The sequence below is a fragment of the Nocardia albiluteola genome, from assembly GCF_018860155.1.
GTDB classification, from domain to species: domain Bacteria; phylum Actinomycetota; class Actinomycetes; order Mycobacteriales; family Mycobacteriaceae; genus Nocardia; species Nocardia albiluteola.
In genome coordinates this window covers 159,915-181,133 of sequence record NZ_JAHKNI010000012.1, presented here as the reverse complement: position 1 = coordinate 181,133, position 21,219 = coordinate 159,915, and the positions used below count along the sequence as shown (strand labels likewise).

Here is a 21,219-nt window from a genome sequence, read left to right as displayed (position 1 = left end):
CATCCGAACCCTGCCCCGACGACCCGCCTGAAGCCCGACGAGTTCGGATGGCACCGGTCGGCCGCGGATCAGAGTCTGAGCGCGTCGATTATGGCCAGCGCCACGGCTACGGCGCCGATGACGAGGGGCGCGGGGGCGGTGGTGTAGAGGCTGCCACGGATGTGAGCCACCGATGCGCCGATCATGAGCAGAGCCAGCCCGGCCGCCGCCGCGATCCCGAACGGGGCGTAGGCCAATCCCGCCGCGAGTCCCAGCGAGCCGAGCGCCTCGAGGTAGCCCACGGTATGCATCAATCCGACCGGCACTCGCAGTTGTTCGGCGGTGGCGGTGACCGATTTCAGTCGCCGCAACTTCGGCAGCGCCGACCGCACGAAGACGGCGATCAGCAGGACCGAGACGACGATGCTCGCGATGAACACGGCCTACCGCCCTTCGTCCGGTGCGTCGCCCGGCTGCATCCGCAACACCTCGCTCGACAGGAACTCCGCACGCTGCCGCTCCCCCGCGAGCAGGGGACGGTCGTCAGCGCGCTGGGCCTGCCGCCAGATCGGGCTGTCGACGAAATAGTTGTCGAATCGCTCCTGGGCGCCGAGCACCTCCTCGGCGCTCGCTGTGCCCTGCCGGATGCGGTCGCCGAGGCGGAAGTACTCGAACCGCTCGATGCCGGGGGTGAACACGATCAACACATCCGCCGATCCTTCTGCCGGCGCCGCCCAGGCGTGGGTCATGCGCGGCGGGATCAACAGGAAGTCGCCCGCGCCCACGGTGAGCACCTCCTCGCCGGCCAGCACCCGCAGCTTTCCGTCCAGCATGTAGAACAGCTCGGCCGAGGTGGTGTGGTAGTGCGGCGGCGGGCCCTCGGTCCCGGCGGCGAGGAACGTCCGGTTGGCGCTCATCGTGCCGCCGGTCATGTCGTGATCGGCGTACAGCCACACGCCCATGGTCTCGAGCCGTTCGGCCTCGTCTTGCCGGACGAGCAGGGCCCGATCCGATGCGATGTCCGCGGTCATTGAAACTCCTTTTCCGTCGATTCGGGTGGGACGATCGGTCGTCGCCGCCCGACACCACAGAGCCTGGCTGTGGCGGGAGGTGTGACATCCAGGCCGATCGATGTGAGGCATGGCACAATTTCCGCGAAGATGTCACATCCGCCTGTCGATCCCGCTCAGTGCTGTCGACAAGGAGGTACGAAGATGACATCGCACGAACACGCCGGCGCTACCGACGCCGTCACGGCACAGTTCCTGGACCATCGGGAATTGCTGTTCTCGGTGGTCTACAACATGCTCGGCAGCGTCGCCGATACGGAGGACGTGCTGCAGGAGGTCTGGTTGGCGTGGACCGCGCGCCATCGCGACCCCGGCAACGCGCCCATCGACAAGTCGCGTGCCTACCTGGTCCGCATCGCGGCGAATCGGGCGCTGGCCCGCCGCGCGGAGCTGAGTCGCAGGCGTGAGGTGTACGTCGGCCCCTGGCTGCCCGAGCCGCTGCTCGCCACCTCGGACCAGGCCGCGGATTCGGTCGAGCGGATCCAGTCACTGTCGACGGCCGTGCTGGTCGTGCTGGAAACCCTGTCGCCGCTCGAGCGGGCAGTCTTCGTGCTGTACGAGGTCTTCGGTTTCAGTCACCGGGAAGTGGCGGAGATGCTCGACCGCACGCCCGAGGCGATCCGTCAGCTTGCCACTCGGGCGCGGCAGCATATCCACGCCCGTCGCCCGCGACATCATGCCGATCCGAAGGTCCATGCCCAGGTCGCCGAGCGATTCGCCGCCGCCGCGCTCGGCGGCGACCTGTCCGCGCTGCTCGAGCTCCTCGCCCCCGATGTCACGCTGTGGACCGACAGCGGCGGGAAGGGCCCGGCCTACAGCCTGCGGCCGGTACACGGCCGCGATGAGGTCGCGGCGGCCCTGCTGACCATAGCGGCGAACCGCGTGGACGAAATGAGCATCCAGTATCGCTCGGTGGCCGGCGATCCCTGCGCGCTGGTGTTCTCCGGCAACAGCCCCTTTGCCGCGGTGGTATTCGATATGACTCCCGACGGCCGCCGGATCGGCGGCATCTACTCCGTCACGAATCCCGACAAGATGTCGGGCATCCGTTGAGCGCCGTCATTTACGGGATCCAGCTGGCGGCGTTCTGACGTTTCTGTGGCGGTCGCGGGATGGGCGGTCCTGACGGGACGCGGGTCGAGGTGGGGGTATCCCCAGGAAGAAGACGGTGGCTGCCGCCAGCGCGCGGCTACGCACCAGCGGGCGACGCTTGCTGTGAGGTTTGACCCCAAAGCAAGGAGTACACAGGATGGCCAGGGACCGGAAGCGCGTCAGACGGTGGAAACTGCCAGTGATAGGAGCGGTGGTCGCGGTGGGCGCGGGCATTGCCGTCGTGGCCACCCATGCGACGCCGGCCGGGAAGCAGGACTTGGTGGTTCACGCGCTGGAACAGGTGGCTCACCCACTGCGCTCGACCGAGCCTGGGGCGGACAGGGCCGACCTGCGGGCCCTGGGCGAGATGATCGGCTACGCCACGGTGGTCGGTCTCGGCGAGGCCACCCATGGCTCGCATGAGCTCTTCACCATGAAGCAGCGCGTCTTTCAATACCTGGTGGGTGAGAAAGGCTTCACCACCTTCGCCCTGGAGCTGAGCTGGTCGGCGGGCCTGCAAATCGACCAGTACCTCCAGACGGGTGTTGGCGACGCCCGCACGATCGCGAAGGAGACGTTGACTGGCTCTCCGTGGGACCGTGAGGAGTTCGTGAGCCTCATCGAGTGGATGCGTGAGTACAACAGCCAGCATCCCGGACACCCCGTCCACTTCATGGGCGATGACATCGGCGCGCCCACACTGGGCGACGAGTTCTTCGCCCGAGTGACCGGGTACGTGCAGAGCGACCATCCGGAATCGCTACCACGGCTCACCGAGCTCTACACCGGACTGCGCCCGATCGACAACGTCTTCGCATACCTGGACAGGCCGCTTGCGGAACGACAGCGGCTGGCCGCTCAGGCGCAGCAGGCCCTGGATCTGATCAGCGACCTGAAGGGTTCCGGCGGAGAAGCGTTCGACTGGGCCGAGCAGAACGCCCGATCCATCGCTCAGACCGCCGCCTTCCTCACGATGGACGTCAACGATCCGAACTCGCTGGCCAGCTCCGAGCGTCTCCGCGATGAAGTGATGGCCGAGAACGTCACGTGGTGGCAGCGGCACACCGGCTGCAAGGTACTGTTGTCGGCGCACGACGACCACGTCGCCTACATCCCCGGTGATCCCAAGATCTACCCCAAGACACAGGGATCATTCCTGCACGACACGATGGGCGCCGACTATCTCTCGATCGGCTCCACCTTCGACCGGGGCTCGTTCCTCTCCTCGGACAACGCCCTCGGTGGCGACTGGAAGAAGTTCACCGTGGGCGCCGCCGGACCCGGCACGAACGAGTACACCCTCGACCAGGTCCACTACCAGGACTACTACCTCGACATCCGTAATGCCCCGGCCGCCGCGCGTGCCTGGCTGGACACCGTCCGGCCGACGCGCGAGATCGGGACGCAGTACCCCGTCGATCCCGAGAGCATCGCGCTCGCCCGCTCCTTCGACGTCCTCGTCCACCTGCACGAGGTCCGCGAGGCCGACAAATGCAGGCCGTGAGGCCCTCGGCGTGCATCAGTCCCACCTCGACCGGCCGAGGGCTGCCCGCCCACGCCTGGCGCACCAACGGGTGCGGCCACTCCGAGATGCTGCCGACCGTTCGGGGGTGCGGGTAGCCCCACTACGGCCTTACCGGCTACCGGATGGAACAACAAGACACGGAACCAGGATCGTGTTCACTATGTTCGATTTCGCACAGGCACGACGTGACCTGGCGTACCTGCTTCCCGGCATCGTCGTCGCCCTCGCCGGTTTCGTCACGCTGACTTGCGGTCTGGCGCTGAGCCTCGGGACGCTGGTGGCGTGGATCGGGGTGCCCGCGCTGCTCGCCACGCTGGGGATGGCCCGGATGTTCGCCACGCTGGAACGACGCCGAGTGGCGGCCGTGACCGGGCACGAGCTGCCGTCGGCTCAATACGCCGCCGGCGCCGGGTTCGGATCGCGCCGGATGCGGGCAACACTGAAATGTGGGCAGTACTGGCGCGACCTGGCGCACGGGGTGCTGGTCGCACCGCTGTCGGTGTTCACCTGGAGTGTCGCGGTGATCTGGACGACCGCGGCGGTGGCGGGGACCCTATATCCGATCTACGGCTGGACGGTTCCCCGATACCCCGACAGCCAGGGGCTGGCCGACCTGATGGGCTGGCACACCCTGCTGGCCAACAGCATCGTGAACCTGGCGGTGGGGCTCGTGTTTCTGGGCACGGGCCCGGCTGTTCTGCGTGGTCTGACCGCGGTGCACACCGGGTTTGCCCGCATGCTGCTGACCGATGAGAAGGCCGCGCTGCGGGCCCAGGCCGAGCACCTCACCGCGAGCCGCAGCGCCGCCGTTCAGGCCGAGGCATGGACGCTGCGCCGGGTGGAGCGTGACATTCACGACGGTCCGCAGCAGCGGCTGGTCCGATTGACCATGGACCTCGAGGCGGCGCGCCGCCGCATGAACGACAATCCCGACGCCGCAAAGACATTGGTCGAGGAGGCGCTCGCGCAGAGCCACGAGGCGTTGACCGAACTACGCGCGGTATCGCGCGGTATCGCACCGCCCATCCTGATCGACCGCGGTCTCGCCGCCGCGCTCGCCGCCGCCGTGGCCCGCTGCCCGGTCGACACCGCGCTCGAGTGCGATCTGCTCGACGGCCGACGACTGCCCGAATCCGTGGAGAACGCGGCCTACTTCGTGGTCAGCGAGGCCCTGACCAACGTTGCCAAGCATGCGCGGGCCGACAGCTGTGCCGTGCGGGTAACCACCGAGGCGACCGCGCTGTGGCTGCGGGTGACCGATGACGGAGTGGGTGACGCCCACCTCGGGAAGGGGCACGGGCTGGCCGGCCTGGTCGATCGGCTCGCCGGGGTCGACGGCCGGCTCGACATGCACAGCCCAGTGGGCGGACCGACGGTGCTGACCGCCGAGATACCGCTCCCCCGATAGAGTCGGTGCTCATGCGTGTGGTTCTGGCCGAGGATTCGCTGCTGCTGCGCGAGGGCCTCGTCCGGCTGCTCGTCGAGGCGGGCGCCACCGTCGTCGAGGCGGTCGGCGACGGAGAGGCGCTGCTTCGCGCGGTGGTCGAGCACCGGCCCGACGTCGCGGTCACCGATGTGCGCATGCCGCCGTCGTTCAGCACCGAGGGGCTGCGCGCCGCGTTGGAGGCACGGCGCCGGGTGCCCGGCACGGCGATGCTGGTGCTGTCGCAGTACGTCGAACAGACCTACGCCTCCGACCTGCTCGCCCAGGCGGGCCTGGGCGGCGTCGGCTACCTGCTCAAGGACCGGATCTCCAAGCTGGAGGAGCTTTCTGACGCCCTCCGCCGCGTGACCGACGGCGGCACCGTGCTCGATCCCGAGGTGGTCGCCGCGCTGTTCGCCCGGCGGCGACGCGGCCCGCTGGACGAGCTGACCCCGCGGGAACGGGAGGTACTCGCGCTGATGGCGGAGGGTCGCACCAATCGGGCGATCAGCAAGCAGCTGACGATCACCGAGGGCGCCGTGGAGAAGCACGTCTCCTCGATCTTCACCAAGTTGCACCTGCCGCCCTCCGGCGACGACCATCGCCGCGTGCTGGCCGTGGTGACCTGGTTGCAGTCGTAGTCACCGGCCGTATATTCGGCCGCTTGTGACCGCTCTAACGACTGAGGTAGGCCAGCACCGCGAGTACTCGACGGTGGCCGCTGTCTTCGGCGGGGAGGTCGAGCTTGGCGAAGATATTGCCGACATGTTTATGGATCGCACGCTCGGTGACCTGCAAGCGTAGAGCGATCTCGCCGTTTGCATAACCTTGGGCCATCAGCTCGAGGACTTCACGCTCCCTGCCGGTGAGTGTGGATACCGGATCGTGGCGGGTCATGAGCTGTTCGAGCACTTCAGGGTCCATCACGGTGCCGCCCGAGGCGATGTGTTGCAGGGTGCGCAGGAAGTCGTCGACCCGTGCGACACGGTCCTTGAGCAGATAGCCGACTCCACCGCCATCGCGCAGCAGATCGCGTGCGTAGCTGTGCTCTACGTACTGCGAGAAGACGAGCACGGGTTGCCCCGGAAAGCGGGAGCGCACCTCGAGCGCCGCGCGGATACCTTCATGCCGGAAGGTCGGCGGCAGTCGTACATCGACGACGGTGACATCGGGGCGATGTTCGGCGACGGCAGCGATGAACGAGTGGCCGTCGGTGGTGACCGCCGCGACCTCGTGCCCCTCCTCGCGCAACAGGAGCACGAGCCCTTGTGCGAGTACAACATTGTCCTCGGCGATCACTACTCGCATGGGCACGCCGCCCGCAATACGGTCGGACCGCCCAGCGGGCTGTCGACGGTGAGAACCCCGTCGAGCGCCTCCAGCCGTCTTCGCATGCCGGCCACCCCCGTGCCCTTGGACTCGTCGACACCGCCACGCCCGTTGTCGTGTACCTCGACGGTGACGTACCGGCCGATCTTGCGCACCTCGACGCGTGCGGTGGTCGCGCCGGAGTGGCGTGCGGTGTTGGTGAGTGCCTCGGCGACCACGAAATACACCGCTGCTTCCACCGAGGCAGGTATGTCACCAGAGACCTCGATCTCCACATGGGTCGGAACAGTGCAGCGTGCCGCCACGGCGGCGACCGCACCGTCGAGGCCCTGATCGGCGAGAATCGGCGGATAGGTGGTGCGCAGGACTGTCCGCAGGTCACTCATCGCGGCTTCGGCGCCGTCGCGGGCTTGTTCCAGCAGCGGGCCGACTGCCTCGGGGTCCCGCTTGAGGACCCGCATCGCCAAACCCAGCCGCATCGCGAGACCAACCAGGTGGGCCTGGGTGCCGTCGTGCAGGTCGCGTTCGATGCGCCTCAGGTCAGCGGTGTGTGCGTCGACCGCCCCGGAACGGGTGCGTTGAAGTTCGGTGATCTGATGCGCCAACTGTTGGTTCATTCCCGCCCGTAGGCATGCTTCCGATATTTGCATGCCGATACGCGCGATCAGCGGCACACAGGCGACGGCCACTGCCGTGGTGACGACCGTCTGCACGATTCCCACGGTGAACGCCGACGCCCATCCGGTGATCGGCACGTTGGCCACCACCCGGACAGTGCCCTGCGGAAACAACCACCACAACCAGATGGCCGCAAAACTCAGCACCGGTAGCACAGCGAGGGCGAGGCCTACCGCGCCGAGGACAATGCCGGCGAAAAGCATCGCGACGACCCACCGCACTTCACGCCACACGGTTCGGTCGGTGATGAGCGCGGGTAGCCACCGAAAGGGCCTGCCGGCCGGTACTTCCGGACTGCCCAGTTCACGGGCCAGCCGGATCCGCTCGGCATCGGCGATTCGACCGAGCACCCACAATTGCGGTGGCACGAGCACGAATCCGATGCCCACGAGGCAGGCAACGGACGTGTAGATCAACAGGGGGACTGCGATAATCGCGTACAGGCCTATTCCGAGAGTGGTTGCGCTGGCGCGGGCTCCATTGCCTATCCGATCCCACCATGAAGCGACTGATACAGACACCCCGGGAGTCTTTCATCCCGATCCGGCCGTGACGGTGTAGCTGGCACTACCACCAAATGGGGTGGGTGCTACCGGGTATCGGCCCGGTGCCGTACCTAACGTTGCCGATCGTGATGAGCAGCAACGAAATCAAGGGTCGACACGTCAGGGCCGACAAAGATAGTCCGGCTGCAGTTCGCCGGTTGGCGGCAGGTCTGTGCCTCACCGCGCTGGTTACCACCGCGGTCGGGTTCCTCGCCCCGCGGGCCGCGGCCCTGGAGATCGCCCCCGGCCTTTCCTGTGAAAATGACCTCAACTGCCGCAACGACACCGAGGACACTTACCGGGTGACTTCCCGCGCGGAATGCACTGGCGTCGCCATCGGCTACACAACCGACAGTTGGATAGGCCCGCACTCGACCGCACGCGTGAAGGCCGAATGCCCGGGCACCTCGAGACTCGGCACAATGAGACCTCAGACCACTATCGGACCCAACGGGCAACCCGACATGACGATGATGAACGACTTCGGCAATTGGGAGCAGACCTACGTGGTCGGCATCAAATACCTGGGCGCGGAGGTCGACAACAGTCCCCAGAGGCCCAATTCCGGGTCGACCGGATAACACGCCAGCGACCAACGAAAACCGGCAACCGGACGCGAAGCGCCTCGCACCGAGACGACTTCCCAAAGGGGGCACCCGCACAGGGTGTCCCCTTTCTTCATGACCACTGGCGGTTCCGCATGACCACCGTCGGCCCGCCTCGGCACCTCGTCCTCTGGGGCGTGCTCTTCTTCGAGTCAACGGGCTTCCAGTGAGTCTCTCACCTCGGACTGGCAGGGGACGGTGTAGCTGACTCCACCTTCGAGCGGGGTGATCATGTCACCGCACCAGCTCGTTGACCTGCCTACCGTTTCCGAGCGTGACGAACAGGAACGAATTGCGAACACCCCCCGGATACCAGCGGGACGATCCGCGCAGCCGAGCGGTCAAGGAGTTGTGGTACTTCGTGCCGGCGGCCTACATCGGTGCTTGGCTGGTGGCAACACCGTTGTGGCTGACGGGATTTCGGCGCGAAGCGCCGTCGCAGCACGCGGGACCGTTGGTGGCGGCCTGCCTGTTCACCATGATGGTCGTTCCCGCCGCGGTCTCGATCCTGCTGACCCGATGGCGTCATCCGTGGCGTGACGTGCCGCGAATTCTATCGCTGGGACTGCCCCGCCCGCGGCGGCGTGTAGTAGCCCAATGCCTTTGGGCGAGTATCGTTTTCGTTGCAATCACCCTGGTGGGATTGATACCCGCGGCGCTGTCCGGCGTGTATCGGCCGGCATGGCCGCAGTCGGCGTGGTCGCTGCTGACTCTGCCGTTGTCGGCGATTGTCTCGCTGCCCCTCTATCTCGGCGAAGAGATCGGCTGGCAGGGATACATGATGCCGCGGTTGACACTTCGCTTCGGTACCGTCACGGGCATCTGCGTTGGCGGCGTGCTCTGGGGTCTGTGGCATTTGCCTATGACCGCGCTGGGCGGAAGCTACCCCGGCCACCCGCTCTACGTCGCGATCCCCACTGCCGTCGCGGTAGCTGTCGCCGCGGGCGCAATTATCGCTGTGATCCGGATCCGCACGCACTCGGTCTGGCCCGCAGTCGCAGCCCACCTCGGGTTGAACGAGTTCGCACTGCCGCTGCCGCAGCTCACCGCCGCGTCGGACCACGCGCCTGATCCACTGTTCGTCGGACCGCTGAGCCTCATCACGTGGCCGATCATGATGGTCGCCGGCGGCATGGCGCTGTACACCATCAGCGGCGCCGGTCATCGGCGTGGACTGCGTGGAACCGGTCGAAAATCAAGGGGCGCGTAAGCCGCCGGGCTGGTCCCGGTCGACGGCCTGGACGGGCGGCCATACCCATGTTCGTGCCTCGATCTGCGATCGATGCTGCACCGCAGTGTATTTCGTGTCGCAAACCGCCCTGTATGCGGAATGAGCGTGCAGTCCGCAAGATCGCCTGCCGCCCAACAACTATGGCGTTCATAATGCACTGCTCGCGGCTACGGCGAGCAGTGCACGCTTGGTCCGACTGGCGGGGGCGTTCCGTGGTTGATGGCGGAGTCAATTGATGGCGGCGATGATTCGTCGTCGTCCGTACTGCCAGAGTTGGGAGACGGTGCGGAACCCGGCTTGTCGCAAGAGGGTCAGGTGCAGTTCGTAGGTGGTGTTGCCGTTTTCGGGGTGTTCCCAGGCTCGGCGTTCCCTTTCTGCCACGGCGTCGACGAGTTCGGGTTCGGCTTTGATCGCGGTCCACCATTCGTCCCAATCCTCGTGATCACCAACGCTTTCGCGTTCGGCGTGACGAGCTCGGATGACTTGGTCGAGCAGGTCGATCTCGGTGTCGCGGGTCGCGATGTCGTCACCGTTGAGCAGGATGCCACCGGGCCGTAGCAGGCGCGCGGTTTGCGTGTAGAGCTGGGCGAGCTGGTCGGTTCGCAGCCAATGCAGGGCGGTGGTGCTGACGATCGCGTCGACGGGGTCGGAGATCGGCAGTGCGGCCAGCCATTGCGGGTCGGTGAGGTTGCGATCGAGGAGTTCGAGACCGTGTGCCGACCGCCCCAGCGCGAGGAGCACCGGATCGGTGTCCACTCCGATGACGCGGGCGCGCGGCAGTCGTTCGAGGATGCGGGCGCCGAGTGAACCGGGGCCGCAGGCCAGATCGATCACGACGGGATCCGGTCGTTGGGTGTGCGCGGCGACCGCATCCGCTATCACCGCGAATACCGTCTCCCGGTCGGGTACGTAGGTCTCTTGTTGATGGTCCCAGCGTCGAACCCAGGTGTCGGCCGTGGTGGTCGTGAGCGACATGATCACCCCTTGTTACTGTCATAATCGTCAATGGCAGTAACAACCTTAGAGAGAGCGAGGTAACTGGTCAAGTGCGATTGGACAGTCACACGGTCCGGGTGGTCGACGACGCCGTCGTGCTCGTCAATGCCGTCGTCCCGGGCGAATGTCGAGGCAGGCCGTACCCGCCCGCTGCCGACCCCGTGCAGTTGCACGAGCGGGTAGAGGGCGTGACGGTCGCGGTGTACGGCCGCCCCGTGGACTCAGGCGAGGCTGCGGGACTGGCCGGTGTGGCCCAGCAACTGCGGCGGGTGTTCGACGCCGTCGCGACCGGCGACGCCGATAGCGCCGCGACACAGATCAATGCCATGATCACCGAATACGAGGCGCGGCCCACGCTGGCGCGAGGAGACGACGGCTCGTGGCATCTGCATTCCCACGCTCCGGACGCCCCGTTTGTCGCGGGGGTCGGTGCGGCGGCTGCGGTCGGGTTGGCCTATGTGTTGGGCAGCGAGCACGCCGACCGGATCGGTATCTGCTCGGCCGACGGCTGCGACCGCGTCTACCTGGATACTTCACGCAACGGTACAAAACGCTTCTGCGGCACCGCTTGTCAGAACCGGACCAAGACCTCCACGTTCCGTGCCCGCCAGGCAGCATCCGACGCAGAGTCCACCATCGGCGACCGCGGCGCTGCGCCGAACTGAGGTAGCAACCCCAGCCAACCGCATGAATCAACATGCCGAGCATGTCCGGAACGCCGTGTAATCGGCAAGAGCGTGCGTTCCACAGACACGCCCAGGTCGCTGGACACGCTCGCCGATGACGTCAGACCGGCGTAGCCACGGGCGCCGTGGGCGCCGGCCGATCGTGGTGTCGGGTTCACGGCGGGCATCGCGAATGCCGAACCCGTCGTCATTGTGGCGACTGTCGGCGCACTGCCCGGGTTTCGGTAGTGCGCCGGCGGAGTTCCGGCTGTGCGAGCGCCGGTGGGACATAGGCAACGTCGACCGGTCCGACGTCGGTTCCAGGCGGCACGATCTCGTCGATCTGGTCGAGCAGGTCGTCGTCCAAGAGCGTGCCGGCTCCGGCAAGGAGGTCGTCGAGCTGCTCGGGCGTGCGCGGACCGATGATCGCCGAGGCGACGGCCGGGTGGGCGGCCACGAACGCCAGTGCGAGGTGGGGCAGCGACAGCCCGGCCTGCTCGGCGATCCGGGCAAGTGCTTCGACGGCGTCAAGCTTGCGTTCGTCGGTCAGGTGCTGCCGCGCCCAGTGCAGGCGCCCGGCCGACGCCGTTTCCGCGCTGCCCTTACGCAGGCGACCGGCAAGCAGGCCCATCGCCAGCGGGCTCCACACCAGGACACCCAGCCCGTAACGCCTGCAGACCGGCAGGATCTCGCGTTCGATCCCGCGGTTGAGAATCGAATAGTGCGGTTGCTCGGAGCGGAAGCGTGCCATCCCGCGCCGTTCGGCCACCCACTGGGCTTCCACGATCTCCGACGCGGGCAGGTTCGAGTGGCCGATTGCACGTATCTTGCCCGCGCGCAGGAGGTCGGTCAGCGCGCTGAGGGTTTCCTCGATGTCGGTTCCGGGTTCAGGGTGGTGGGCCTGGTAGAGGTCGATGTGGTCGACACCCAGGCGGCGTAGCGACCCTTCGACGGCGGAAACGATCCACCGGCGGGAGTTGCCGCGCCGGTTGGGGTCGGAACCCATGGGGCCGTTGAACTTCGTGGCCAGCACGACGTCGTCGCGGCGGCCGCGCAGGGCCTTGCCGAGGATCGTCTCGGAGGTACCGTCGCCGCCGTAGACGTCGGCGGTGTCGATGAAGTTGATGCCGCCGTCGAGGGCGCGATGGACGATGCGCACGCAGTCGTCGGCATCGGGGTTGCCGTATGGCCCGAACATCATCGTGCCCAGGGCATATGCGCTGACCTGGATGCCGGTTCGGCCGAGCGGGCGAGTTTGCATGGATTCTCCTGCGACGGTAAAGGAGTGCGGCCGCGACCGGCCGCACTCCTTGTGGAGATGGTCAGGCCTGGGTGTATTCGGCCGCGACGTCGACGATCCAGGTGACGCCGAAGCGGTCGGCGAGCATCCCGAAGGCGGGCGCCCACTGCGCAGGACCGAACTCCTCGATCACGGTCGCGCCCTTGGCGAGACCCTCCCACACGGGGGTGACCTCGTCGATGCTCTCGCCACGGACGGAGAGGAAGAACGGCTCCTCGGTGATCGTGGCGCCGTTCTCACGACGAGTGGTGGGTGCGTCCGGAGCGGTGGGCGTGTGCTCGCCGGGCACGTCGTAGGCCATGACCTGGAAACCGTTGTCGGCCACGACCTGGCCGAACACGACGTGGGCGGCGCCGGGAAGCTCGGCGGGCATCCCGAAGTCGGCATAGGTGGCGACGGTGAGCTGCCCGCCGAACACCGACTGGTAGAACTCCAGGGCTTCACGGGCCTGGCCGTGAAAGTTCAGGTGGGCGACAGCGTTGAGCGACATGGTGTTCCGGTCCTTCGCGAGTAGTTCCCAGTGCCGGAGGTTTCCGGCGGCAGGAACGACAATGCAGGCAGTACCGGTCAGAGAACGTCCGCTACTCGTGGCAGGGTGGAAACTATGCCGATCGCCTCCTCGACGACAACCTCCAGCCGGCTGCTGTCGCTGCTGTCGCTGCTGCAGGCCCGACGGGACTGGCCGGGCGGCCTGCTCGCCGAGCGGCTCGGCGTCAGCGAGCGGACCGTGCGCCGCGACGTCGACCGGCTGCGCGAGCTGGGTTACCCCGTCCAAGCGGTCAAGGGCCCCGACGGCGGCTACCGGCTCGAAGCGGGCAGTCACATGCCGCCACTGCTGTTCGACGAAGAGCAGGCGGTCGCGCTGGCCGTGGCGCTGCGGATCGCCGTCGGGACGGGCGCGGGCATCGAAGAGGCGGCCGTGCGTGCCCTGGCCACCGTGCGGCAGGTGCTGCCGTCGCGGTTGCGGCAGCGTGTCGACGCCCTCGAGATCAGCTGGGCCGGACACGGTACCGATCCGCAGGTCGACACGGTCATCCTGCTCGACCTGAGCGCCGCGGTCCGAGCGGGCGAGGAACTGCGGTTCGACTACCGCTCACCTGGACGACTCGAGCCCGCCGAGCCGCGCGCGCCCCGCCGGGTGCAGCCCCATCACCTGGTGGTGCGGGCCGGACGCTGGTACGTCGTCGGCTGGGACCCCGACCGCGGCGACTGGCGGACCTTCCGCGCCGACCGGATGACATTGCGGGTACCGAACGGCCCGCGGTTTACGCCCCGGGAAGTGCCGGGCGGCAACGTCGCCACGTTCCTATCGGCCCGGTTCAAAGGTTCCCAACGCACAGACGCCTGGCCCTGCCGCGGCGAAGTGATCCTCGACCTGCCCGCAGCCGAGGTGACCCCGTTCGCCGGCGAGGGCGTCGTAGAGGAACTCGGCACCGCCCGGACCAGGCTGACGATGGGGTCCTGGTCCTGGGCCGCCCTCGCGGCGGCGTTGGCCCGCTTCGACACCGAGATCGAAGTGGTCGGACCGCCCGAGCTGCGAGCGGCGTTCGCGGAGCTTTCCCGGCGCGCCGGACGCGCCGCGGGAACCGGGTAGGGGCGGCTGGCCGAGGATGCCGGACCGATGGAATAGCATCAACTCGGGGATCGGAAAGAGCGGCGTCGGATCATGGCAGAGGACCTGACCGTGACTGGGGTGCTGGTGATACCTGCATCCGAGTTACGCGAGCGGTTCTCACGGTCGTCCGGTCCGGGAGGGCAGCACGTCAACACCACCGACAGCCGGGTAGAGCTGTCGTTCGACCTCGCCAACTCGCCCTCCGTGCCGGAGTGGCTGCGCACCCGGATGCTCGACCGCCTGGCCACCCGCCTGGTCAACGGGGTGCTCACGATCGCTGCATCGGAGCAACGTGCGCAGTTGCAGAACCGTGCGAACGCCCGCGAACGCCTGGCCGCGTTACTGTCTGACGCCGCCGCCCCGCCACCCGTTCGCCGCGCCACCAAGCCCTCGCGCGGAGCAAAGGAACGTCGCATCGCCGCGAAGAAGCGGCGCGGCGTCACCAAACGCAACCGCCGCGTCTCCCCCGACGACTAGCCGACGGACAGCGCCACAGGTTCCGACGGTGCGTCCCACGCCGAATGTTCATGGCAGCAGGCCACGAGAGAGGATATGGAATGACAGTCGGGAATGTGCTGAACCTGTCCGCCGACGAGGTCCTGTCTACCACGCGCTCGGTGCGGAAGCGGCTGGACCTCGAGCGTCCGGTGCCGCGTGAAGTGTTGCTGGAATGCCTCGAATTGGCGCTGCAGGCGCCGACGGGTTCGAATTCACAGGGTTGGCAGTGGGTGTTCGTCGAGGACGCCGAGCGGAAGAGGGCGCTGGCCGACATCTACCGGACCAATGCGACCCCGTACCTCGACGCGCCGAAACCCGCGTTCGGTGACGAGCGCGATCTGCGCAGGCCCCACGTGTTCGACTCGGCCAGGTACCTCAACGATCATCTCCACGAGGTGCCGGTCGTGCTGATCCCGTGCCTCGAGGGTCGAGTGGACAACACGCCGGGGGTATCCAGCGCGGGTTTCTGGGGTTCGCTGTTGCCCGCGGTGTGGAGTTTCATGCTGGCGTTGCGCTCGCGCGGACTGGGTTCGGCATGGACGACACTGCATCTCGTCGGCGGCGGCGAAAGACAGGCCGCCGACCTTCTCGGTATCCCGTTCGACCAGTACAGCCAGGGCGGGCTGTTCCCTATCGGCTACACGAAGGGCACCAACTTCCGGCAGGCGAAACGCCTGCCGGCCGACCAACTCACCCACTGGAATACCTGGTAGGCCGCACACCCAGGCTCGGCCTCAACCTGCCGCCACCGCTCTCCACGCCTTCCTGGAACGTGAGCGGGCCTGCGGGGCGGCGTATTCGATTCGCCGACGCGCCTCGGAGGCACTGATCCGCAGCAGATCACTCAATAGCTCCGCTGTGTCACGGTAGCCGGTGTCGGCGGCGAGACCGCGGCGCTCAGCCTCGGCGACGGCCGCGACCATAGCCGCACCCAGTCGACGTCGGTGGCGTTCGGTTTCGACGAGAGTGCGCAGCAAATCGACATCAGCCAGCTCCGGCCATCTCCGCGCCGGAGCATCCGGGGCCAGTGCAGTCGAATGTGTGTTCACCCGAGCCAGCCTACCCCATTCTCGAACACATGTTCGACAATCCGTCGGTTCGGCGCTCCCTCGTGTTTCGTAGTCAGGCGGCGGCGTTTGCCCAGGCCAGGCGGATGGTGTGGATTTGTTCGGGGGTGGGGTCGCCGGGTAGGTCGGCACAATATCGGGCGGCGATTAGCGTGCGCCGCGCGCGAGCGTGATGGCCACTCATCCGGGCGGCGGTGAGCATGCCGCACACCGTCCGCCGGGTCGGGGCGGCGATCATCCCGATCGTCAGCGTGACGAAGGTGGTGAACGTCGGAGTGGTGAAACACGGCCGAAACGCACCCAATAAGACCGGTGAGGATCGTGTCATCCTGCGCCGGTTCATGAAGGTCAACGCCGCGCACCCGACCTATGAGGCGATGACCGAACTCAGGCGGGCGCAGAAGGCGATCTTCTTGTCCCGCTACCTGCGCGGCCGCGAACTCCAACGGGAAATCAACAGCGGCCTGAACGTGGTCGAAGCCTGGAACGGCGGGAACCAGGTCATCTTCTACGGCAAGAACTCCGAGATCGCCTCGAATCGGCGCGACGAACAGGAAATGCCGCCTGGTGTACGTGAACGTGTTGATGATCCAGGGCATCCTCGTTGACCCCGATTGGGACGGCGAGTTGACCGCCGAGGACGAACGCGGCCTGACCCCGCTGTTCTCGTCACACGTAATCCCGTACGGCGGGGCCGAGCTGAACATGAACAACCGTCTCGCCCCGGGTTAGTTGAGCCGCCCAGGCTTGCCTCCCAACTCCTCGCAAAGGCTCACGCGGCGGTGTCCTCAGGACCTGGCAGAGCGCACACCTCAGCGAACAACTTCCACCGAGAGAACACATCCCGTACCTCGCGGGGCGCATGAGTCAACGCGTCGACATCGGGGTCAGCCGCAGTGACATGGGGGATGTGGACGATGGCATCGTAGGCGTCCAATGGGCTCAGGTCCGAGTAGTACGTGCCGTAACGCTGCCGTGTCACGCTGCCGACAATGGCTGCGTCGGACGGGGACAGGCGTCGGAGGTCGGTCGCGAACAGGCCGTCGTGGCTGGCGGCCATGAGAGCGTCGAGGCTGCCCGGTTCGGGTGCTTCCATATCCGTGAAGAGTTGCCCTGCAAAGAAATCCGCTGAGGGATTGAGGGTACGACCGCTCGTCGTGGTCATGCCGACGACCCGATAGTCACTGCCGAGCCGATCGGCCAGCCGCACGCCCATCGTCGTCACCGGGAGCATGCCGGGTAGCGTGCCGGGCCACCGCTGTACGTGAGCGTTGTGGGCGGCCAGCACGATTCGGTCCGTTCTACGCAGAATCCATTCGACGGTGCCGGCTATCGCGGTGTCGCGGAGCATCATCATCCCATGTCGATCGCCACGGGCCAGCGCCCGGAACATCGCGTCGATGGTGACCGTCAGGCTCAGCGAGTGACATGCCCGCTCATACGTTTCCTCGGTGGTCCGCCGGAGGTAGTCGAGGCGCCGGCTCGGTATGCCGGCCGTGAGATCGGCAAGGCTCGCGGTCAGCGAGTCCCGCGCTGCGGGTGCGAGTTTCCCGTAGGAGGCGAAGGCCGCGGGAATGGAGAACGCGGAGGACGCGGAGAAAGCGGCGGCTGTCTCCCGGATGTCCGGGTCGACGCGGAACTCGGGTTCGGCCTGCGCGAGGTAGCCGAGGACGGCATCCAGTCCGGGCAGCAGCGAGGCATTCGATCCGGACAGATCGATGCCATAGAAGCCGATGGCTCGCGTGCTCGCACGATTGTGGCCGGCCATCCACTCCAACTGTGCGCGCATCGGCTTCCACAGTCCCATCAGCGATGTGATGTCGTTCGCCATGACCTGGCCGATCGGGTTGCCGCCGCCTCGAACCCAGTTGTCGACCGACCAGCCCTCGGTGAATCCCGACTCGAATGCGTAGGCATCGAAGCCGTGCCGTTCAACCAGATAGCGCAACAGTCGGTGCCGGAGCTGATAGGACTCGCGGTTGTAGTGTGCGCTCTCTCCGATTGCGATCACCCGCGCATCACCGATCACGTCATCGAGCCATTGGAGGTCGTCCAACGGCGCGTCCGGATCCAGTGTGCGTAACGGCCGCACCGCCGCGTCACTCAGTCGTTCCGGCGTCGTCGAAGCGGTCATCGACCGGCCTGCTGTAGGGGGATCATGGCTTGGGTGGCGTTGGCGAACATGGCGTAGTGGCCGCCGTCGACGAAGTGCGTCGTTACGTGGGGCAGCCGAGAGGTGACCTCTCGCCCGGATCGGGGACTGACGGTGGTGTCTTGTTCGCCGTGCCACCATTCCACCGGGCCGGTGACCTCGCCTAGGTCGAACCCCCACGGGCGGCACAGCGTGGCGAGGTCGTCGGTCGGGCCGGCGGAGCCCTGCCGGTATCCGTCGCCGAGTGCCTCCATCGAGGCCCGGGTCTGGTCGGGGTACTTCCTGGCGAACTCGGCGTCCGGCGAACTTCCGCGTGCGACCAGCGCCATGAGACGGTCGACGGCCTTGGCTGATCGTGGGGCGCTCAGCGCAGAGAGGGCACCGTACAGCCGTGGCGTGTGGACCGCCATCCCGTTGTAGAACCGGGACATACGCGACACCACACCATCGGCCCGGGTCCAGTCCTCGCTGTATGGCGGGCTTCCCGCGCCGACCACCGTGCAGGTCACGCGGTCGGGAAACCGGTATGCGACAGCGAGGGCGTAGGCCCCGCCGGCGGAATGGCCGAGTAGCCCGAAACGCTCCAGTGCCAAGTGGTCCGCCAGTTGTTCGATATCGCCGGCCCAATCGACCAACCGTCGGCCAGGGGCCGGGTCGGAGCGTCCCAGACCCGGCCGGTCCACCGAGATCATCCGGATTCCGCTGGCCATGGCGACCGCGTCCAGCGCGACTCCGGCGTGTCCCGAGGTCGCCGACCCGGGCAGGAACACACACGGCGAACCAGACCGGTCACCATGCTCGTACCAGCTCGCGGTCCGACCGTCAGCGAGGACCATCGACTCCGGCATCCGGCTGTCGTCACGACTCACGAAAGATTCCCGTCTCTAGCTTGCTGAAGAGCTCTTGTTGAAGAGTTGTTGCCATTGCGCGAGTAGCTGCGGCAGACGCTCGGCCAGGACGTCCGGTTTCGTACTGCCGCTGCACCAGCTCGGTGAACTGCCACACATAAGCGGGCACATTCGCCGGGTTCGCCGGCAGGTAATACATACTCGGGTCGGCGATCTCACCCATGGCCACGGCCGTCGGCCGGATGCGGATCGGCGCCGGCTGCTGCTCGAGTCTCATGGCTTCCTTTCAGACGGACGCGGCAAACGATGCCCGCGCCCACTGGTAACGCCCTGTCAGCGACTGCCAGTCCGCTGCCAGGAGTCGTCGAGCAGCGTGTGGAGCCGGTCGGCGGATACCATCGGGCGATGCGGCACCGGCTGCAGCGGGTTCGGATGATCGTGTCCGAGCTCGATCAGGAACTGCCACGCCGTCAATCCGGCCATGGGCGCCCCGGCGGCGTGTACGTGATCAAGGTTTGCAGGCGGCAGATGCGGGCCGACGCCAAGAAAAATCATGACCACCTGCTCACCGTTGCGGGCGCCGTCCTCACCGAGCAGGGCGCCGATGCGTCGCTGCGCGACATCGCACGCAGAGCCGGAGTGGGCCTGGCCACCTTGCTCCGTCACTTCCCGACACGTGAGGCACTGCTCGAAGCGTTGCTCCGCACCGTCTTCGACGAACTGGCCGAGACGGCAGCCGAACTCGAGACCTCGCACACGCCAGAAGGTGCATTGGCGTCCGGACGTTCCGCGCGGACGCCAACGACCCGAGATGACCTCGGGCCGTTGAGCTTCGGACTCAGCCGCGACTTCGAATACGCCGCTACTCGAGCGAGTTGGCCAACCGATCGGCATAAGGGGCAGTGAATTTTCCGACAATGGGAAGCCCCGCGCGGACACCGCCGGTGTTGTTCGCCTGGACCATGGCCATGATCCAGACGACGACCGCGAAGACCGCGACTGCGAGTCCGGCGATGCTGAAGAGGATCCCCAGGACCCCGAGGAGCGAGCCGACGACGCTCAGAACGATATTGACCACCGAGACCGCTCCGAAGAAGACGATCGATTGCGAGGCATGGAATTTCACATCGGGATCGTTCTTTCCGACGAAGAGGAAGATGATTCCGGTGAGCCACCCCAGCGCGTACGACAGGATCGCGCTGGTCTTTTTGTCCAAGCCGGCGGACTGCGGCTGGTTCGCGGGAGGTTGAGAAGATGTCATGGGGTAAGCAGACACCGCGCACGTCTCCTACCGATCCCAACTTTCAGCACGAGCCCACAGGTCGCGGACTCCGAGCGAGGAGCACGGACCGCGCCAGCGGCCGGCAAGCTTACCTGCGATCGCACGCTACGGCGCTGCGAGTTGCGCCTACGTCATGTAATCGGCATGTGCGTGCGGTTGCCCGGCCGAGACGATCACCGCCAGTGGATCTTCCGGCAATCGGCTGCCGTCCGCCCGAACCGCGCGACCAGCGGCATGGGACGTTCCATATGGGGTGTGCCGTTGCGGTACCGTTCCGCGGCAATGTCGGGTCGGCCGCCTCGGTACTGTGACGCCGTATGGTCGACACCGAGATCGAGATCACCGCGGACCTGGTCCGCGCCCTGCTTCGAGAGCAACATCCAGACCTTGCGGGGCTGACCATTCGTGAGGTGGCGGGCGGCTGGGGCAACCACATGTGGCGCCTCGGAGACGAGTTGGCCGTGCGCATGCAGCGCATGGACCCCACCCCACAGCCCCAGCTCAAAGAACGCCGATGGCTACCCGTGCTGGCACCGCGCCTGCCACTCCCAGTACCGACCCCGGTGCGGTTCGGCGAACCGTCCGAGCGCTTCCCCAAGCACTGGACCGTGATGACATGGGTTCCCGGCCAGCCGCTGGACCACGGCACGATCAGCCGCGGCACCCACGCGGCCGACACACTCGCGAGCTTCCTGCGGGCGCTGCATGTGCAGGCACCCGCCGAGGCGCCGCTCGCCACGGACCGCGGAGCTCATCCCAGGAACTGCACAGACGGTTTCGAGAACTTCTTGCAGGCCGTTGCCCCCGACGACATCACTGCCGAGGTCCGGGCCGTCTGGGACGACGCCGTCACGGCCCCCGCGTGGGAGGGCCCGCCGGTGTGGGTGCACGGCGACCTCCACCCCGCGAACGTCGTGGTCTCGGACGGAACACTCTCGGGCATCATCGACTTCGGTGACATGTTCGCCGGCGATCCCGCGTGGGACCTCGCCGCCGCATGGGTGCTGCTACCCGCGGGCACGGCCGCGCGGTTCTTCGACACCTACGCGCACGCAGACGAGGCAGCGATCCGCCGCGCCCGCGGGCTCGCCGCCCTGAAGAGCCTGTTCCTGATACTCATGGGACACAACGGAAATCGAGGCCGGCCCGGCGGCAAGCCGCACTGGGGACCCGTAGGTCGGGCGGCACTTGATCGTGTTCTGAACGGTGTCTGATGCACACGCGCTCATCGGCACGAGGGGATACCTTGTGGACGCAGCATTGTTGGTGACGTCGCAGTGGATTTCGACGCGCTCGATGCCTGGAAGGTTGAGGGTGAT

The 21,219-nt window shown here is 66.9% G+C and carries 26 protein-coding genes; 14 read left to right on the top strand and 12 right to left on the bottom strand.

The features are described from left to right. Positions 1-68: 68 nt before the first annotated feature. Both KO481_RS30745 and KO481_RS30740 read right to left on the bottom strand, forming a co-directional pair. Positions 69-419, bottom strand: coding sequence for a DoxX family protein (locus KO481_RS30745; RefSeq protein WP_215921963.1), 351 nt, complete (start codon positions 417-419; stop codon positions 69-71). A gap of 3 nt (positions 420-422) precedes the next feature. After that, complete coding sequence (locus tag KO481_RS30740; protein WP_215921962.1) at positions 423-1,010, bottom strand: cupin domain-containing protein; 588 nt, start codon at positions 1,008-1,010, stop codon at positions 423-425. Between the two features lie 183 nt (positions 1,011-1,193). Between KO481_RS30740 and KO481_RS30735 the strand changes: the two genes are divergently transcribed. The 4 genes from KO481_RS30735 (at position 1,194) to KO481_RS30720 (ending at position 5,730) form a co-directional block, all read left to right on the top strand. Further along, the gene (locus KO481_RS30735; protein WP_215921961.1) at positions 1,194-2,102 is read left to right on the top strand and encodes a sigma-70 family RNA polymerase sigma factor; all 909 of its coding nucleotides are present in this window, start codon (positions 1,194-1,196) and stop codon (positions 2,100-2,102) included. Positions 2,103-2,340: 238 nt separating this feature from the next. Beyond that, positions 2,341-3,645: an erythromycin esterase family protein gene (locus KO481_RS30730; RefSeq protein WP_215921960.1), complete on the top strand. Its 1,305-nt coding sequence runs from the start codon at positions 2,341-2,343 to the stop codon at positions 3,643-3,645. Between the two features lie 181 nt (positions 3,646-3,826). After that, on the top strand, positions 3,827-5,074 hold the full coding sequence (locus KO481_RS30725) for a sensor histidine kinase (protein WP_215921959.1): 1,248 nt from the start codon (positions 3,827-3,829) through the stop codon (positions 5,072-5,074). Between the two features lie 11 nt (positions 5,075-5,085). Next, positions 5,086-5,730: a response regulator transcription factor gene (locus tag KO481_RS30720; protein WP_215921958.1), complete on the top strand. Its 645-nt coding sequence runs from the start codon at positions 5,086-5,088 to the stop codon at positions 5,728-5,730. Positions 5,731-5,764: 34 nt separating this feature from the next. On the opposite strand, the gene KO481_RS30715 is transcribed toward KO481_RS30720, so the two are convergent. Together KO481_RS30715 and KO481_RS44500 are read right to left on the bottom strand one after the other, a co-directional pair. Then, positions 5,765-6,397, bottom strand: coding sequence for a response regulator transcription factor (locus KO481_RS30715; protein ID WP_215921957.1), 633 nt, complete (start codon positions 6,395-6,397; stop codon positions 5,765-5,767). Next, positions 6,388-7,617: a sensor histidine kinase gene (locus KO481_RS44500; RefSeq protein ID WP_215921956.1), complete on the bottom strand. Its 1,230-nt coding sequence runs from the start codon at positions 7,615-7,617 to the stop codon at positions 6,388-6,390. Before KO481_RS44500 ends, KO481_RS30715 begins: the two co-directional genes overlap by 10 nt. A gap of 446 nt (positions 7,618-8,063) precedes the next feature. Here KO481_RS44500 and KO481_RS30705 point away from each other — a divergent pair, with 446 nt between their 5' ends. After that, positions 8,064-8,222 (top strand): hypothetical protein, encoded by a 159-nt coding sequence (locus KO481_RS30705; RefSeq protein ID WP_215921955.1) that lies wholly within the window; start codon positions 8,064-8,066, stop codon positions 8,220-8,222. A 298-nt stretch (positions 8,223-8,520) separates the two neighbouring features. Further along, positions 8,521-9,456, top strand: a complete 936-nt coding sequence (locus KO481_RS44105) for a type II CAAX endopeptidase family protein (RefSeq protein WP_215921954.1) — start codon at positions 8,521-8,523, stop codon at positions 9,454-9,456. A gap of 249 nt (positions 9,457-9,705) precedes the next feature. On the opposite strand, the gene KO481_RS30695 is transcribed toward KO481_RS44105, so the two are convergent. Continuing rightward, positions 9,706-10,452, bottom strand: a complete 747-nt coding sequence (locus KO481_RS30695) for a class I SAM-dependent methyltransferase (protein ID WP_215921953.1) — start codon at positions 10,450-10,452, stop codon at positions 9,706-9,708. A gap of 98 nt (positions 10,453-10,550) precedes the next feature. Here KO481_RS30695 and KO481_RS30690 point away from each other — a divergent pair, with 98 nt between their 5' ends. Beyond that, complete coding sequence (locus KO481_RS30690) at positions 10,551-11,138, top strand: CGNR zinc finger domain-containing protein (protein ID WP_215921952.1); 588 nt, start codon at positions 10,551-10,553, stop codon at positions 11,136-11,138. Positions 11,139-11,346: 208 nt separating this feature from the next. Here KO481_RS30690 and KO481_RS30685 read toward each other — a convergent pair whose 3' ends face one another. Both KO481_RS30685 and KO481_RS30680 read right to left on the bottom strand, forming a co-directional pair. Then, complete coding sequence (locus KO481_RS30685) at positions 11,347-12,399, bottom strand: aldo/keto reductase (protein ID WP_215921951.1); 1,053 nt, start codon at positions 12,397-12,399, stop codon at positions 11,347-11,349. Between the two features lie 61 nt (positions 12,400-12,460). Beyond that, on the bottom strand, positions 12,461-12,928 hold the full coding sequence (locus KO481_RS30680) for a VOC family protein (protein WP_215921950.1): 468 nt from the start codon (positions 12,926-12,928) through the stop codon (positions 12,461-12,463). Between the two features lie 114 nt (positions 12,929-13,042). On the opposite strand from KO481_RS30680, the gene KO481_RS30675 reads away from it, so the two are divergent. The 3 genes from KO481_RS30675 to KO481_RS30665 all read left to right on the top strand — a co-directional run bounded on the left by KO481_RS30675 (position 13,043) and on the right by KO481_RS30665 (position 15,264). After that, positions 13,043-14,032, top strand: a complete 990-nt coding sequence (locus KO481_RS30675; protein ID WP_215921948.1) for a helix-turn-helix transcriptional regulator — start codon at positions 13,043-13,045, stop codon at positions 14,030-14,032. A gap of 72 nt (positions 14,033-14,104) precedes the next feature. Beyond that, the gene (arfB, locus tag KO481_RS30670; RefSeq protein WP_215921946.1) at positions 14,105-14,530 is read left to right on the top strand and encodes an alternative ribosome rescue aminoacyl-tRNA hydrolase ArfB; all 426 of its coding nucleotides are present in this window, start codon (positions 14,105-14,107) and stop codon (positions 14,528-14,530) included. A gap of 80 nt (positions 14,531-14,610) precedes the next feature. Then, positions 14,611-15,264 carry a nitroreductase family protein gene (locus KO481_RS30665; RefSeq protein ID WP_215921944.1) on the top strand — a complete coding sequence of 218 codons (654 nt, stop codon included), beginning with the start codon at positions 14,611-14,613 and terminating at the stop codon, positions 15,262-15,264. A 21-nt stretch (positions 15,265-15,285) separates the two neighbouring features. Here KO481_RS30665 and KO481_RS30660 read toward each other — a convergent pair whose 3' ends face one another. Continuing rightward, positions 15,286-15,600, bottom strand: coding sequence for a DUF222 domain-containing protein (locus KO481_RS30660; RefSeq protein WP_308166821.1), 315 nt, complete (start codon positions 15,598-15,600; stop codon positions 15,286-15,288). Between the two features lie 218 nt (positions 15,601-15,818). Between KO481_RS30660 and KO481_RS30650 the strand changes: the two genes are divergently transcribed. Both KO481_RS30650 and KO481_RS30645 read left to right on the top strand, forming a co-directional pair. Next, positions 15,819-16,226, top strand: coding sequence for a Tn3 family transposase (locus KO481_RS30650; protein ID WP_245401702.1), 408 nt, complete (start codon positions 15,819-15,821; stop codon positions 16,224-16,226). After that, positions 16,192-16,350 (top strand): hypothetical protein, encoded by a 159-nt coding sequence (locus KO481_RS30645; RefSeq protein ID WP_215921940.1) that lies wholly within the window; start codon positions 16,192-16,194, stop codon positions 16,348-16,350. Before KO481_RS30650 ends, KO481_RS30645 begins: the two co-directional genes overlap by 35 nt. 40 nt (positions 16,351-16,390) lie before the next feature. On the opposite strand, the gene KO481_RS30640 is transcribed toward KO481_RS30645, so the two are convergent. Genes KO481_RS30640 through KO481_RS30630 form a run of 3 tightly spaced genes read right to left on the bottom strand, consistent with a single transcriptional unit; the run spans position 16,391 to position 18,895 of the window. Next, positions 16,391-17,752, bottom strand: coding sequence for an erythromycin esterase family protein (locus tag KO481_RS30640; protein ID WP_215921939.1), 1,362 nt, complete (start codon positions 17,750-17,752; stop codon positions 16,391-16,393). After that, positions 17,749-18,639 carry an alpha/beta fold hydrolase gene (locus tag KO481_RS30635; RefSeq protein ID WP_215921938.1) on the bottom strand — a complete coding sequence of 297 codons (891 nt, stop codon included), beginning with the start codon at positions 18,637-18,639 and terminating at the stop codon, positions 17,749-17,751. Before KO481_RS30635 ends, KO481_RS30640 begins: the two co-directional genes overlap by 4 nt. Beyond that, complete coding sequence (locus KO481_RS30630) at positions 18,629-18,895, bottom strand: hypothetical protein (protein ID WP_215921937.1); 267 nt, start codon at positions 18,893-18,895, stop codon at positions 18,629-18,631. Before KO481_RS30630 ends, KO481_RS30635 begins: the two co-directional genes overlap by 11 nt. A 29-nt stretch (positions 18,896-18,924) precedes the next feature. Here KO481_RS30630 and KO481_RS44495 point away from each other — a divergent pair, with 29 nt between their 5' ends. Beyond that, the gene (locus KO481_RS44495; RefSeq protein WP_308166820.1) at positions 18,925-19,524 is read left to right on the top strand and encodes a TetR/AcrR family transcriptional regulator; all 600 of its coding nucleotides are present in this window, start codon (positions 18,925-18,927) and stop codon (positions 19,522-19,524) included. Here the strand turns inward: KO481_RS44495 and KO481_RS30620 are convergent. After that, positions 19,481-19,879 (bottom strand): DUF4870 domain-containing protein, encoded by a 399-nt coding sequence (locus KO481_RS30620; RefSeq protein ID WP_215921936.1) that lies wholly within the window; start codon positions 19,877-19,879, stop codon positions 19,481-19,483. The genes KO481_RS44495 and KO481_RS30620 overlap by 44 nt on opposite strands. 338 nt (positions 19,880-20,217) lie before the next feature. Between KO481_RS30620 and KO481_RS30615 the strand changes: the two genes are divergently transcribed. After that, on the top strand, positions 20,218-21,114 hold the full coding sequence (locus KO481_RS30615; RefSeq protein ID WP_215921935.1) for an aminoglycoside phosphotransferase family protein: 897 nt from the start codon (positions 20,218-20,220) through the stop codon (positions 21,112-21,114). The last annotated feature ends 105 nt before the right edge of the window (positions 21,115-21,219 follow it).